The organism is Cellvibrio sp., assembly GCF_046347455.1.
Classification (GTDB): domain Bacteria; phylum Pseudomonadota; class Gammaproteobacteria; order Pseudomonadales; family Cellvibrionaceae; genus Cellvibrio.
In genome coordinates, this window is the sequence record NZ_JAXMGC010000001.1 from 1 (window position 1) to 15033 (window position 15033).

The 15033-nt window shown below is 46.2% G+C and carries 13 protein-coding genes and 2 pseudogenes; 11 read left to right on the forward strand and 4 right to left on the reverse strand.

Translation table 11 applies throughout. From position 1 onward, the window contains the following. Window positions 1–134: 134 nt before the first annotated feature. The gene (gene metH / locus U1F02_RS00005; RefSeq protein WP_409988299.1) at window positions 135–3857 is read right to left on the reverse strand and encodes a methionine synthase; all 3723 of its coding nucleotides are present in this window, start codon (window positions 3855–3857) and stop codon (window positions 135–137) included. 286 nt (window positions 3858–4143) lie between these two features. On the opposite strand from metH, the gene nfuA reads away from it, so the two are divergent. After that, window positions 4144–4731 carry a Fe-S biogenesis protein NfuA gene (gene nfuA / locus U1F02_RS00010; RefSeq protein ID WP_409988300.1) on the forward strand — a complete coding sequence of 196 codons (588 nt, stop codon included), beginning with the start codon at window positions 4144–4146 and terminating at the stop codon, window positions 4729–4731. Window positions 4732–4859: 128 nt separating this feature from the next. Here nfuA and U1F02_RS00015 read toward each other — a convergent pair whose 3' ends face one another. Genes U1F02_RS00015 through U1F02_RS00025 form a run of 3 tightly spaced genes read right to left on the reverse strand, consistent with a single transcriptional unit; the run spans window position 4860 to window position 6657 of the window. Further along, entirely contained in the window at window positions 4860–5270 is a 411-nt protein-coding gene (locus U1F02_RS00015) for an ExbD/TolR family protein (RefSeq protein WP_409988301.1), read from the reverse strand. A 14-nt stretch (window positions 5271–5284) separates the two neighbouring features. Further along, window positions 5285–6013: a MotA/TolQ/ExbB proton channel family protein gene (locus U1F02_RS00020; RefSeq protein ID WP_409988302.1), complete on the reverse strand. Its 729-nt coding sequence runs from the start codon at window positions 6011–6013 to the stop codon at window positions 5285–5287. 23 nt (window positions 6014–6036) lie between these two features. Continuing rightward, window positions 6037–6657: an energy transducer TonB gene (locus U1F02_RS00025; RefSeq protein ID WP_409988303.1), complete on the reverse strand. Its 621-nt coding sequence runs from the start codon at window positions 6655–6657 to the stop codon at window positions 6037–6039. Between the two features lie 218 nt (window positions 6658–6875). Between U1F02_RS00025 and U1F02_RS00030 the strand changes: the two genes are divergently transcribed. The 10 genes and pseudogenes from U1F02_RS00030 to U1F02_RS00075 all read left to right on the forward strand — a co-directional run. Continuing rightward, entirely contained in the window at window positions 6876–7340 is a 465-nt protein-coding gene (locus U1F02_RS00030; protein WP_409988304.1) for a bacterioferritin, read from the forward strand. A gap of 308 nt (window positions 7341–7648) precedes the next feature. Beyond that, window positions 7649–7960: a PepSY domain-containing protein gene (locus tag U1F02_RS00035; protein ID WP_409988305.1), complete on the forward strand. Its 312-nt coding sequence runs from the start codon at window positions 7649–7651 to the stop codon at window positions 7958–7960. Window positions 7961–8013: 53 nt separating this feature from the next. Beyond that, window positions 8014–10353, forward strand: a complete 2340-nt coding sequence (locus U1F02_RS00040) for a TonB-dependent receptor (RefSeq protein ID WP_409988306.1) — start codon at window positions 8014–8016, stop codon at window positions 10351–10353. Window positions 10354–10411: 58 nt separating this feature from the next. Beyond that, complete coding sequence (locus tag U1F02_RS00045; protein WP_409988307.1) at window positions 10412–10900, forward strand: alpha-hydroxy-acid oxidizing protein; 489 nt, start codon at window positions 10412–10414, stop codon at window positions 10898–10900. Window positions 10901–10985: 85 nt separating this feature from the next. Beyond that, a pseudogene (locus tag U1F02_RS00050) lies at window positions 10986–11461 on the forward strand (alpha-hydroxy acid oxidase). 83 nt (window positions 11462–11544) lie between these two features. Next, window positions 11545–12225 (forward strand): Fe2+-dependent dioxygenase, encoded by a 681-nt coding sequence (locus U1F02_RS00055; RefSeq protein ID WP_409988308.1) that lies wholly within the window; start codon window positions 11545–11547, stop codon window positions 12223–12225. Continuing rightward, complete coding sequence (locus U1F02_RS00060; RefSeq protein ID WP_409988309.1) at window positions 12222–12752, forward strand: cytochrome b/b6 domain-containing protein; 531 nt, start codon at window positions 12222–12224, stop codon at window positions 12750–12752. The genes U1F02_RS00055 and U1F02_RS00060 overlap by 4 nt, the downstream gene beginning before the upstream one ends. Before the next feature lie 209 nt (window positions 12753–12961). Further along, the gene (locus U1F02_RS00065) at window positions 12962–14482 is read left to right on the forward strand and encodes an efflux RND transporter periplasmic adaptor subunit (protein WP_409988310.1); all 1521 of its coding nucleotides are present in this window, start codon (window positions 12962–12964) and stop codon (window positions 14480–14482) included. A 69-nt stretch (window positions 14483–14551) separates the two neighbouring features. Beyond that, entirely contained in the window at window positions 14552–14962 is a 411-nt protein-coding gene (locus tag U1F02_RS00070) for an ABC transporter ATP-binding protein (protein WP_409988311.1), read from the forward strand. Beyond that, window positions 14944–15021, forward strand: a pseudogene (locus U1F02_RS00075) (hypothetical protein); the annotation flags it as partial. The gene U1F02_RS00070 and the pseudogene U1F02_RS00075, both read left to right, overlap by 19 nt. Window positions 15022–15033 lie beyond the last annotated feature (12 nt).

A 15033-nucleotide genomic window follows, 5' to 3' on the forward strand; every position in this document is an offset into this window, starting at 1 on the left:
CTTTGCCTTTGGCGGCATCAATACGTCACTAATCTTCAAACGCTACGTCGCATAGGCTCGCATTAAAAAGCCGAGTTTAATCTGGCTCTTTCAGAGAGCCCCTCGCGGGGCTCGATTCGATTTGGTCTAACAACTCACTCAACAGCGCCCGGTTCATAAGCTAATACCGGACTCAACCATCTCTCAACTTCCTGCAAACTAACCCCTTTACGTTCTGCTAAACTCTCCACCTGATCTTTCTCAATTTTCCCCGTTGGGAAATAAACCGATTCAGGGTGCGAGAAGTACCAGCCAGACACAGCTGCCGTCGGCAGCATTGCGAAATGTTCAGTTAAGGTAATGCCGGTATTTTTCGTAGCACTCAACAACTCAAACAATTGCGTTTTTTCTGTGTGATCTGGGCACGCGGGATAACCAGGGGCAGGGCGTATGCCCTTATATTGCTCGCGGATTAAATCTTCGTTGGAAAGATTTTCGTCGCGGTCGTAGCCCCAGAATTCTTTGCGCACGCGAACGTGCATGTGTTCTGCAAAAGCTTCCGCTAAACGGTCAGCCAGGGCTTTAACCATAATGCTGTTGTAATCGTCCCCAACATTTTGGTATGCCTTGGCAAGTTCCTCAGCGCCTATGCCTGCGGTTACTGCAAAGCCGCCGATGTAATCTTGTTTGCCTGTTTCTTTTGGCGCGACAAAATCAGCGAGCGAGAAATGTGGCTTGGTTTCCATGCCTTGTTTTAAATGTTGTTGGCGAATGTGGTGCAGCGTAGAAATTTGTTTGCCGTCCGCATCGTATACTGCTATGTCGTCGTGATTTACGGTATTGGCTGGCCAGAAGCCGATAACGCCGTTGGCTCTGATTGATTTCTCGTCAATCATTTTGCGCAACATTTTTTGTGCGTCCGCAAATAAATCGCGTGCTGCTGCGCCTACAATTTCATCCTCTAAAATCTTTGGATATTTTCCGGCGAGATCCCAGCTAATGAAGAAAGGAGTCCAGTCAATAAAATCGACCAGTGTATTTAAATCGTAATCTTCAAAGACTTTGATGCCGGTAAATGCTGGTTTTGGCGGTGTGTAATTATCCCAATCCAGTTTTAGGCCTTTGGCGATTGCTTCTGGATAGGTACGCACAGTGCCGCGTGGTTTGCGGTTGGCGTTGCGTTCGCGAACCTCTGCGTATTCCACTTTTAAATTTTCTACGAAGTTTGGACGCAGCTCATCTGATAAAAGTGTACTTGCGACACCTACTGCACGCGACGCATCGGGTACGTAAACAACCTGATTAAGTTTAAATACGGGGTCGATTTTTACAGCGGTGTGTGCTTTAGATGTTGTTGCGCCGCCAATCATCAATGGTTTGTTAATGCCACGGCGCTCCATTTCCCGGCCAACGAAAACCATTTCATCGAGCGATGGCGTAATTAAACCCGATAGGCCAATGATGTCGCAGTTTTGTTCAATAGCGGTATCCAGAATTTTGTCGCAAGGCACCATTACGCCCAAGTCAACTACTTCAAAGTTATTACATTGCAATACAACACCCACAATATTTTTACCAATATCGTGTACATCGCCTTTAACGGTTGCCATTAGAATTTTGCCGTTGGGTTTCGAGGCTTCGGTTTTTTCTGCTTCAATGAACGGCTGTAAATAAGCGACAGATTGCTTCATTACGCGCGCCGATTTAACCACCTGCGGCAAAAACATTTTTCCTGCACCGAACAAATCACCAACCACATTCATGCCATCCATGAGTGGGCCTTCGATGACATCGAGCGGGCGAGGGTAGTGTTGGCGTGCTTCTTCAGTGTCGGCTTCAATGTGAGCAGAAATCCCTTTTACCAATGCATGCTCGATACGTTTTGCGATTGGCCATGAGCGCCATTCGGCATCTTCTTTTGTTTCGCCGGTTGAGCCATCGCCACGATATTTTTCTGCAATATCGAGCAAGGCTTCTGTGCCGCCTGCATGGCGATTCAAAATAACGTCTTCAACCTTATCTCGCAATTCAACAGGTAAATCGTCATACACGGCCAACTGGCTTGCGTTAACGATACCCATGTTCATGCCTGCTTTAATGGCGTGATACAAAAATACGGAGTGAATGGCCTCGCGCACAGGGTTATTACCGCGAAACGAAAATGAAACGTTAGACACGCCACCGCTGACGCCAGCGTGCGGTAAGTTTTGGCGAATCCAACGTGTGGCTTCAATAAAATCAACAGCGTAGTTGTTGTGTTCTTCAATACCGGTAGCGACCGCAAAAATGTTGGGGTCGAAAATAATATCTTCCGGTGGGAAATTTAATTTATCTACGAGCGTGCGATAAGAACGTTCGCAGATTTCCTTTTTGCGTTCTTGAGTGTCGGCTTGACCTTTTTCATCAAACGCCATGACCACAACGGCGGCGCCGTAACGCATACACAATTTGGCTTTGTGTAAAAACTCCTCTTCGCCTTCTTTCAAGCTGATGGAGTTAACAATAGGCTTGCCTTGAATGCATTTTAAGCCCGCTTCGATCACTTCCCATTTGGATGAATCTACCATGATGGGCACGCGGGAAATATCTGGCTCACCTGCGATTAAATTGAGGAATTTCACCATGGCTTTTTCGGCATCCAACATGCCTTCATCCATGTTGATGTCGATAATCTGCGCACCGTTTTCGACTTGCTCTAAAGCAACTTCAAGCGCTGTGGAATAATCTTCTTCCACAATTAATTTTTTGAAACGCGCGGAACCGGTAACGTTACAGCGTTCGCCTACGTTTACGAATAGGGAGTCTGCGAGAATGTTAAAAGGCTCTAATCCAGACAAACGACACGCAGGTTCAATCTCAGGGATTTTGCGTGGAGGATATTTTGCTACTGCATCTGCAATGGCTTTGATGTGAGCGGGTGATGTTCCGCAGCAACCACCGATGATATTTAAGAATCCGCTTGCAGCAAACTCTTCAACAATCTCCACCATTTCTTGCGCGGTTTGATCGTATTCACCAAATTCGTTGGGCAAACCTGCGTTAGGGTGTGCGCTTACAAAACAATTTGCAACGCGTGACATCTCTTGCACATATTGACGAAGTTCTTTCGCGCCGAGTGCGCAGTTCAAACCCATGCTTAGCGGTTTTGCGTGGGCGAGCGAATTGTAAAAGGCTTCGGTGGTTTGACCGGAAAGCGTACGGCCAGATGCATCGGTTATGGTGCCTGAAATCATAATCGGCAATTCAAAACCGTGATCGTCAAAATATTTTTTAACAGCGAACACCGCCGCTTTTGCGTTGAGTGTATCGAAAATAGTTTCGATCAATAAAATATCTGCGCCACCCTCAACCAAACCATCGATGGATTCCAGATAATTTTCTACCAACTCATCGAAGGTTACGTTGCGCGCGCTGGGGTCGTTTACGTCGGGTGAAATGGAACATGTGCGGCTGGTCGGGCCAAGTACGCCGGCAACAAAGCGTGGCTTGGCTGGATTTTTTGCGGTCATTTCATCGCACAACTCTCTCGCCAGGCGCGCGGATGCAAAATTTAACTCGTGCGTTAAATCTTCCATTTCATAATCGGCCATGGAAATGCGCGTGGAGTTGAAGGTGTTGGTTTCCAGAATATCTGCGCCGGCTTCCAAATAAGCGCGTTGGATTTCGCGAATCACTTCTGGCTTAGTGATAGACAACAAATCGTTATTGCCGGCGATATCCATGTGGTAATTCGCAAAGCGCTCGCCACGGTAATCCGCTTCCTTAAGCTTGTAGGTTTGGATCATGGTGCCCATGGCGCCGTCCAAAATCAGGATGCGCTCTTTGATGGCCTGATGTAAGGCGTGGATGCGGGCTTGGCGTGCGTGGTTATTGCTCATGGAAAACCTTTTTAGCGATCAACTGGATGGTCTATATCGAGCCTAATTTTGGTTTGAAAAGTAGTCGCCGACATAGAGAAAAATGGCGCGAATTCTACCAGACAAGCACCTGCGCGGCGACAAATGCCTAGATTTCCGTCCGAAGTCGGATGTTTGACTTGTCATCTTCTACGGATTCAGCGTTTATCTATAGAGCCGATTACAGTAGAATACCCGAGTAATTTAATCGGGTATAAGTTTGCGAGCGTATAATGAACCGCAAACTGGCAGAGAGAGCAGCGTAAACATGGTTAATGTTGATATTACTGAATCAGCGCAGGATTACTTGAAAGGCTTGTTGGACAAGCAAAAAGACAATGAAAACATTGGGATACGCATGTTCGTAGCCAACCCCGGCACAGCCCAAGCCGAAACCTGTATTGCCTATTGCCGTCCTGGCGACGAAAAGCCTGATGACGAAGTTATCCAGTTAAAAGGCTTTAAAGCCTACTTTGAAGGTCGCAGTCTTCCGTTTTTGGTGGACGCCAAGGTCGATTACTCCGCAGACCGTATGGGTGGCCAACTCACCATCCGCGCTCCAAACAGCAAAATGCCACAGGTTAATGCGGATAGTCCCATCGAAGACCGCATCAATTACGTTCTTTATAACGATGTTAATCCAAGCTTGGCTTCACACGGTGGTAACGTAAGTTTGGTGGAAGTGACTGAAGATATGTATGCCGTACTCAAGTTTGGCGGTGGTTGCCAGGGTTGTGGTTCTGTGGCGATTACTTTGAAGCAGGGGATTGAGGTTCAGCTGATGGACAAACTTCCCGAGCTTAAGGGCATCCGCGATGTGACCGACCACTCTGATCGCTCTAACGCGTACATGTAAAACAATCTACTGCGCTTGATTTTACTTCGTTAGAAATTGCTAAAAAATGCTCATTTACTGTATGTAAACTCCGCTTTTTTAGCAATTTTTGCCTCGTCTAATCTTCGCTCGTAACGCTTGTTCAAAGTTTATTGTCCCGGCTCGCTCACAAATCCCAGCTTCAAAATCCCCGCTCGCTGCACGCTCGCCATCACTTTCATCACATGCTCGTATTCAACCTTACGATCACCGCGAATGTGGATTTCGGGTTGCGGTTGCTTAGTGGCTTCTGCGGTGAGTTTTGCTTGCAGGTCTTCTTCCGTAACGTCAGTTTCGTTCCAGTGAATTTTGCCATCTGCTGTTACGGTTAAATTAATCGTTTCGGGTTTGATGTTGTTTATCGTGTTATCTGCGCGCGGCAAGTCCACTTTTACGGAGTGGGTGATAACCGGAACCGCGATAATAAAAATAATCAGCAGCACCAACATAACGTCCACTAGCGGCGTCATGTTGATATCGCTCATGTCTTTATCGTCATCAAAATCGCTACCAAAGGCCATGATTGTGTCCCCGACTATTCAGCGTTTGAACGAATGGCTTTCACGAGCGCGCCTTTGGTTTTGCTGCTGGCTGGCGGTGCGCCGGTCAGGAAGTAGGCGTGAAGTTGGTGTGCGAAGCGATTCAACTTGGCGCTAACGGTTCGGTTGCTGCGGTTGATGGCGTTGTAACCCAGTACCGCAGGAATGGCGACAACAAGACCGAACGCGGTCATGATCAGCGCTTCACCCACAGGGCCGGCAACTTTGTCGATACTCGCCGAACCATTTACTCCGATACTGACGAGCGCGTGATAAATACCCCATACAGTTCCAAAAAGACCCACGAAAGGAGCAGTGGAACCTACAGATGCCAACACGGCCAAGCCACGTTGCAGTTTGTCCGTGCTCTGATCAATGGAATCTTTCAAGCACGCGGTTAACCAATCTGTAAGTGGTAAATTGCCGTGCAGATCAGTTTTGTGGTTTTGGTGATGGTCGAGCGCGGCTTGGCCTTCTTCTGCCAGATGACGATAGGGGTTGTCATTGCGATCTGTACCCAGTACGTTCAATCCCTGCGCAAAACTCTGGGCGTGCCAAAAGTCTGCCAACGCGAGGTTAGGTTTGCGTAAACGCCAAAGTCCCCAGGTTCGCAATACAATAACCGACCAGCTTACGATGGACATAAGCATCAAGATAATCGCAACGCTCTTGATGACGCCATCGCCTTGCAACCAAATGGACGTTATTCCGTAGGGAGAATTCATACTTGCCTCGTTCATTTAAACAGTTACTTGTTAAGTGAAAATTCAATGGGTAGTTCGTACCAAAAATCGATTGCATCATTTCCGCGTTTCGCGGGAACAAAATGCCAATTCTTAACCGCTTTCAACGCCGCATCATCCAGCCGGTTGTAGCCGCTGGAGGTCTTTAAACGAAGCTCCCCCAAGCTGCCGTCGGCTTTTACCAGCACTTCCAGAACGACAGTTCCTTCCTCACGGTTTCGACGCGACTGTGGCGGATAAGCCGGAGCAGGGTTGTTGAGATAACTAGCCTCCGCTTGGGGTGGAACCACAGCTGCTTGCGCCGGCTCCGCAGTTTTCACCGGAGTATCCGTTGGAGGACTTGGCTCCGGTTGAGCCTCCTGATGAATTGCGCGTTCAGACGCGGGCGCCTTAGGTAAAGGAGGTTTAGGCGCTTCTATAAGCTTTTGTTCGGGCGGTGGTGGAGTAGGGGTTGGTTCAGCAGGTTTGGTAACAGGCTCCGCTGAAACAATCATGCCTTGTATGGTTGGCGGTTCGATCACAACTTCATGATTTGATTGGCGTGAGTAGAGTACGGCGGCCAAAGCTATGGCGTGCGCAAACACAACAAGAATGACGGCGTAATAGGGTGCGTACTGCTGTTTCATCAATCGAAGACAAGCTAATCAGAATTTAATGTGTCAAATGATAATGTTTATCATTAATTGCTGCAATCAGTTTTCAGCTGTCGCATAAAGATTGACGGAGTCTTTTGATTTGGGTCACTAAGAGATGATGTGATGACTTCTTCAAAAACATGGCAAATAATGAGTTGAAGGCTCGTAACAGGTGGATAAACAAAACTCATAACTAAGAGGGTATTTGTATGAATGATCAAGACAAGCAGCTTGCGATTGAATCCTTGAATCGCATCATGGAGCTGGAACTGGCGGGTGTAGTGCGCTACACCCACTACTCACTCATGGTGTTCGGCTATAACCGTATCCCTATCGTTTCTTGGCTGAAGGGCAATGCGACCGAAAGTCTTACGCATGCTCATAGAGCGGGGGAGTTGTTAACCTTGCTGGGTGGGCACCCCTCTCTAAAAATCGGTTCTTTATTGGAAACTGAAAAGCATGATATTGGCGATATCTTGCGTGAAAGTTTGGAGCATGAAAAGAATGCCATCAAAGCCTACTACGCGCTTCTAAAGATTGCCGAAGGCAAGTCAGTTTTGCTTGAGGAATATGCCCGTGAGATGATCGTACAGGAAGAATTGCATTTGGACGAAGTAGATAAGATGCTTCGTCGTCCCGGCGAAATTGCAGCATACGAATCTAATCCCGTTTAATTTTTCAATCCGTACTATCTGGCGGGCTCGGCTCGCCGGGTGCCATTGCCTCCATATCCCGGTAATCCCCTTTTTCCATCGATTTGTTAGCTGGGCGTTACGCATCTATTGGTGCGCACTGCCTTCAAAAGCGCTTTCTCAATCAACAAACCTATTTTCCTTCGTCAATGTTGTTGACATTTCGTTTTCACAAAACAATAATAAGAATTATTCTTATTTGCATTAAATTGCTTTTGGTTAAAATTGTGCATTTGATGGCGCTAAGCAACTGGATTCGTTAAGTCCTTACCTCACTTGGGAGTCATGACATGAAAAAACCGCTTTATAGAAGCTTCATCCACTTGACCGTTGGTATGTCTATGTTCGCCTGCGCTCAGACCTACGCGCATGCGGACATGGAATGTACCGATAAACCTAAATCTCAGTGGCTGCATGTATTGGATATGCAAAAAAAGGTCGTTAACGAGTACGGCTTTGCCATTAAAAAATTTCAGGAGTCTGGTACCTGCTACGAAATCTACGGCTGGGGTTTAAGTAAAGACGGAAAAAAATTTGAAGAGATCGAAGTTTATTTCAACCCAGTCACTGGCGAGATCGTTAAAAAGAAATTTAGAGATTAATGGCGTGCGCAAGCACGGGGCATATAGATTTTTTAGACCTTAGGATTAATAAAATGAAGTATCAAAGTAAGAACACACTCGCGTTAAGTATTGCTGCAGCCATGTTGTTGCCCTTAGGTGCGAGCGCCGCTGAGCAAGCAAAAGACACCACCAAAAAAGATGAAGAAAATAAAAAAGTATTAAGCACTGTAAAGGTTCAGGCGACCGCGTTAGAAGCAAATCCCAATGCCCAACCGGGTGTTCCATACAAAGCGCAACTCTCTGGTGATGAACGTCATACACGTCCTATTGCTGAAACGCCACAAAACATTACCGTTCTCACCAAAGCAGAAATTGAAGAATCAGGTTACACCGATTTGCGCGCAATTTTGGATGCACAACCCGGTATCACTTTAGGAACCGGCGAAAACGGAAATGCATTCGGTGATCGCTACATTATTCGTGGTCAGGAAGTTCGCAGCGATATTTTTGTGGACGGTTTGCGTGATCCGGGCATGACAACACGCGAGAGTTTCGCCGTTGAACAAATTGAAATTACCAAAGGCCCCAATTCAAGTTTTGCGGGGCGCGGTAGCTCAGGTGGTGCCGTCAATGCCATCACCAAGCAAGCAACTACCGATTATGATTACACGAGCCTAACTGCTGGTGTAGGTAGCGATAACTATCACCGCTTAACCTTAGATACCAACCAAGCATTGACCGATGAATTAGCGGTTCGCGCTAACTTTTTAACCGCAAAAGAAGATGTACCTGATCGCGATCCCGCTTACCGTGAGCGCAAAGGGGTTGCGATTTCTGGTTTCTATAATCCAACCGAAGAATTTGAAATGACGTTGGATTATTACGGTTTGAATGCGAAAGATAATCCAGATTTAGGTAGTTATTTGGTAGGCACTGTGCCGCACCGAAAACCAGCTGACGATGCGCCAGTTTACGCTCAAAAACAAGATTTCCTTGAGTCAGATGTAGACACATTCACGGCGCGCTTGAAGTATCGTTTCAATTCAGATGTTCGCGTTACTAACATTACACGTAAAGGTACATCTGAAAACGGCTACGTAGCTACAGGTGCACGCGGAAATGTTCAAACCAGTGCCAAAGATCCGAACGGGGTTTACACAACGTCTACCTTGAGTACCCACCAAGGTTGGCAAGAAGTGGATTACTTTGCCAACCAGACCAATTTGTTTTTGGAAAAAGACATCGCCGGTATGAAGCATGAATTTATTTTCAGTGCTGAGTACACGGACCACGCTGTATTGAATGGAAATTACACAGTAACCAACTCCGGATCTAACTGCGTGACTAACGGAAGAACCCCCGGTTCAACAACTGCATCCTGGTGCATTTTTGATAAAAATGGTCAGGAAGTTTCCAACATCAATCATCTGATGAATCGTCAAATTAGTAAAAGTGTTTGGGATATTGATTGGTCTGTAAAAACCAAATCCTTGTCCGTTATGGATACTGTTGACCTGAACGATAAGTGGAGCGTGTTCGCAGGTTTGCGTGCAGATCGTTTGATTTTTGATTTAGGCACACAAACCGCAGCACTTGTACAAGCAGATTATCAATATTCAGATACCTTAACCAATAGCCATATCGGTGTTGTCTATGACATCAATGAAGTTGGCAACATTTATTTAACATGGTCAACTGCAGCAGACATCAACGGTGGTGAATCCGATGTGGGTACAAGCAGCGGTTATGGTGGTACCGTAATTTATAACGGTAGCGTTGCCGGAGCAAAACCAGAGCGTCTAAAATTTAACTATTATGAGTTAGGTACCAAATGGAATCTCTTCGATGAAACCTTGTTGCTAACGGGTGCGATTTTCCAGGTTACTAAATCTGATGTTATGGAAGGCGCTAACTATGATTCGGTGGGAACCTTCAACACGGGAAAAATTCGCGTTCGCGGTATCGAGTTTGGCGCGACGGGTCAAATTACTGAAAAGCTGACTACCCAAGCGGGTGTAACCTATATGGAAGCAGAAGTGCTTGAGTCTGCTACAGCAGCCAATATTGGTAAAACAATTAGTAACTTTGCTGACAAATCTTTGAATCTGCAATTGAAGTATCAGTTCACCGAGAAATTCGGTTTTGGCGGTGCTTGGAAATACGAAGGTAAAAAATACGCCGGTCAGCCTGATACGGCGGCTGTTTATACCACTATTCCCGCATCGGGAGCTTACTATTATTCGCAACCAATTCCTGCTTACGCAGTGCTCGATTTTTTTGCGACATACGACTTTAGTAAAAATTTGGATTTACGTTTGAATGTAGGTAACGTGACAGACAAGGACTATTACCTTGCAGCCTATCGCTCGGGTTCGTTTGTTTACAAAGGCGATGCACGCACAACTCGCCTTACGCTAAACTACAACTTCTAATCCCAGCTTTTTGTCTTATTACTCATGAGAGCCGGGCCTTGCCCGGTTTTTTATTTTTATGATTGAGAGTCAGCAATTACTACAGCCGTTAAATTACATTCCAGCCGATATTTATTGCGCGCAGGATTACGAACTTTTAGCACAAGGTTTTATCCCCGCGCTCAGTTATGCGTACGCTTTTACCATCGCCGGTGGTAGTGGGCGTGACCAAACGCTAGCGGCTAATCAGGCTGCGTTTTCAAAATACCCAGTGGTTCCGCGTATATTGCGTGACTTAATACAAGGAAATGCGCAAATCAGTTTGCTTGGAAAAAACTACAGCCATCCTATTTTTCTAGCGCCAGTTGCGTATCAGAAGCTTGCGCATCCACAAGGCGAGCTGGATACAGCTCGCGCGGCAGATGCAACTGATACGTGCATGATTCCTAGTACGCTGTCTAGCTATAGTCTGGAAGAAATCGCAAGAGTGGGCACAGCAGATAAATGGTTTCAGCTTTACTTTCAGCCCTCGCGTGAAGCAACTTTAGGATTTATTGAAACGCGCTGAATCGTCCTGATGGCAAAGCGATTGTTGTTACTGTCGATACAACAATTTGCCCCCTAGTTTAGGCGCGTTGCGCGCTCAGTTTCAAATGCCGACGGATTGCGTTGCGGTAAATATTCAAACTTATGAGCAAGTAACTGCGAAACATATTCAGCATGGGCAGAGCAGAATTTTTCAAGGTGTCATGCAAGAGGCGCCCACATGGGCTGATCTGGAATGGTTGTTAACACAAACAAAATTACCGATTTTTGTGAAAGGTGTTTTGCATCCTGAAGACGCAGAAAAAATAAAAAGCATAGGCTGCGCCGGCATTATTGTTTCCAATCATGGCGGTCGCAGCTTAGACGGCGCTCCGGCGAGCATTGATTGTTTGCAAGAAATAAGAACAGTTGCGGGAAATGATTATCAAATATTATTTGATAGCGCATTCGTTCGGGTTTAGATATTTTTAAAGCCATTGCTCTGGGTGCGGATGCGGTGCTAATAGGTCGTCTTCAAGTTTACGCTTTAGCTGTCGCCGGAGCATTAGGTGTTGCGCATATGTTAAAACTCTTAAAGAGTTAGAACTCACCATGGCGCAAGCCGGTTGTGCAACTATTGCCGATATTCGCAAATTTAATTTACGCACTGCGTAATAGGGAGCAGTAATGCTACTGATTATTGAAAATCTTTTAACTAAAGATGAAGTTAAACAATTTCGTGCATACATGGCGCAAGCAGTTTGGGAGCCCGGTACAAAAACAGCGGAACTTTGGCTCGTTCTGCTAAACAGAATTTACATGGACGATGCCTCAGAGGTGGCTACAGGTTTATGCAATCACATTTTGCGTAAGTTGGGGAGCCATCCATTGTTTATTTCCGCAGCGTTGCCGGGCAAAATTTATCCACCTAAATTTAATTGTTACAAAGACGGCGGCACCTACGGTACTCACATAGATAGCGCAATTATGCCGGTTCCGGGAACCAACATGAGTGTGCGCGGTGATCTATCGGCCACGCTGTTTTTGTCAGAGCCTGACGAGTATGTGGGTGGAGAACTAGAGATCGACGGTGTGCAGGGCGGGGAGGGAATTAAACTCGCTGCAGGTGATATGGTGCTTTATTCGTCTGGCTTTGAACATCGCGTTAACCCAGTCGTAAAAGGCGCTCGTTACGCTTCATTTTTTTGGATTGAAAGTTATGTGCGCGACGAAAAAAATCGCAGCACCCTGTTTGAGCTTGATCAAACCATTCAGCAACTTACGCAAAAATTAGATGCCGGCGATAAGGATGTATTAAAGCTCACAGGTATTTATCACAACTTGTTGCGTTCATGGGCAACAACATGAGTCAAGAAAAAGTCTTGCTTTGGGATCCGCTGGTTCGGATTTTCCACTGGTCAATTGCGGGCGTCTTTGTTGCCAATTATTGGTTTAATGAAGCTGGTGAGAAGTGGCATGAATGGCTCGGCTATTTGGCTGTTGCGTTTTTAATTGTGAGATTCGTCTGGGGATTTGTTGGGCAGGGTGCTGCGCGCTGGTCGGACTTTTTCCCCACCTATACCCGGCTTAAACAACATGGTTCTGCATTAATCCACCGCAAACCTTATCACCGTTTAGGTCATTCACCTATTGGTGCGCTTGTGATGATCTTGATGATGCTGCTAATACTCGTTATAGGCGTGAGCGGTATTATGATGGAAGAAATCGACTATTTCTGGGGAGAAGATTGGGTGCAAGATCTTCACTCGTGGAGTGCCGATGCACTATTGATGTTAGTCGGCGTACATATACTGGCTGCGCTGTTTGAAAGTTATCGTCTTAAAGAAAATCTCCCGCTTTCTATGATTACCGGTAAGCGCAACCGCGTTGATTAGTGTTTCTTTTTCACCAAGCTTTACCTAATCTGCCTCCCACGCTTTGTCAGCCGTATTAAGCTCCACCTGTGCTTATTTTTGTAAATGCAAAGTTCATTCAAACGCCACATTTTTTGCACAAAATGCGGAATAAAGGATGGTAGAGTTATGCGGTGGAATTTTATGGTTCATTCAGACCAAACCTCCTGATATTTACTTGAGACGTGGATATGTCCAGATTTCTGACATCAATTGCTGAGTTTGTTTCGTTTTGGCGTTTTAAAAGAATAATTTTTCTTATAGCCACGATTTTGGTGGCTATAGGCATCTGGAAATATTTTTTTGCTCGGAGTAACGAAGCGGCAAATTATGTAACCGCAAATGTTGAACGAGGAAATATCCAAAACCTGGTTACAGCAACGGGAATACTTCAGCCGCGTGAATACGTTGATGTAGGTGCGCAGGTTTCCGGACAGTTAAAAAAATTGCATGTCGTAGTTGGGCAACAAGTTAATGCAGGGGACCTGCTCGCAGAAATTGATGCGACGGTTTATCGAGCCAAAGTGGACGGTATTCGCGCGCAGCTACAAAATCAGAAAGCGCAACTAGGTGATCGTGAAGCTCAGTTGATGCTTGCCAAAATTCGGGTAGAGCGTCAACAAAATTTGTTTAAGGATGATGCTACAACCAAAGAGTCCTTGCAGACAGCAGAAGCAAGTTATAAATCTTCCGATTCTTTATTGAAAGCCTTGCAAGCGCAAATTGAGCAAACTGAATCCAGCCTGCGTGCTGAAGAGGCGAATTTGGCCTACGCAAAAATTTACGCTCCCATGAGCGGAACAGTGGTGACTATTACCTCGCGCCAAGGCCAAACGCTTAATGCAAATCAACAAGCGCCAACGGTTATGCGTATTGCGGACTTGAGTATCATGACTGTTCAAACTCAAGTGTCTGAGGCGGACATAGGGAAGTTGCAAGTAGGAATGCCCGTGTATTTCACAACTTTAGGCGGGCAAGATTATCGCTGGTATAGCAAGCTGGATCGCATAGAACCAACTCCCGTGGTTACTAACAATGTTGTTTTGTACAACGCACTTTTCGACGTACCTAACGACAGCAAAATGCTGATGACCCAAATGAGCACGCAGGTGTTTTTTATTGCTTCCCAAGCTAAAGATACATTGGTAATCCCAGCGGCTGCCGTGAATTTTAAACCGCGCAAGACCGGTGAATCTGGCGAGAATAAATGGGGTGACCAATCTAACTGGCAAAAACGCAATTCGGATAATAAACCAGAGAGAGATGATCCGAAGAGCAATTCGAAAGGTGATGCAAAAGACGAAAGCAAACCTGATGCTAAAAATTCTGCCGACAAAACAGACGATAAAAAAGAGGCAAACCAATCGTCTCGGGTAAATGAAAACAAGTGGGAACAATCCGCTAGTTCAGGTGACGAGAAACCACGGCATAGACGTGGCCCGCGCCATACGCCCGGATCAGATGGTGCGCCGCAGCCAGCAACGGTTCAGGTTATGAATGCCAAGGGTGAGCTTGAAGAGCGAAAAGTCATGGTTGGTATTAGTAACCGCGTGCAGACTCAAGTTCTCGAAGGCTTAAATGAAGGTGAAACGGTCGTAGTTGCTATGCGTCAACTCGATAAACCTAAAGGCGCTCCGGCATCACCCATGGGGGCGGGCGGTGGTGTTCCAGGTGGCGGCGCTCCGGGTGGTGGTGCGCGTCAAATGCGATAAGCACGCAAGTAAAAATAGCTTTTTACGATGCAATTGCTGTTAACCATTTAGGTCTCTGCTGGCGAATTTATGACTGATAAACAACCACTGATCAAGCTGACAGGCGTTACCAAAAGTTTTCAGAATGGAGATTTGGAAACGCGCGTTTTACATGGCATTGATTTAGAAATTTACCCCGGCGAGTTCGTGGCCATTATCGGTCAATCGGGCTCGGGTAAATCTACCTTGATGAATATTTTAGGTTGTCTGGATAAGCCGACGACTGGTGAATACTATTTTTCCGGAAAAAATGTTTCTGCTTTTGATGCCGATGAATTAGCCCAACTGCGGCGTGAAGCCTTTGGATTTGTTTTTCAAAGTTACAATTTGTTGGCAGGTGCAACGGCCTGTGAAAACGTTGAGATGCCCGCAACCTATTCAGGAATGCCGCCGGACGAGCGCCGCGAACGCGCCAGCGAGTTATTAAGTTCTCTAGGCTAAGCGCGCGATTAGATCACCGACCCAATCAACTTTCCGGTGGGCAGCAACAACGTGTTTCCATTGCACGTGCG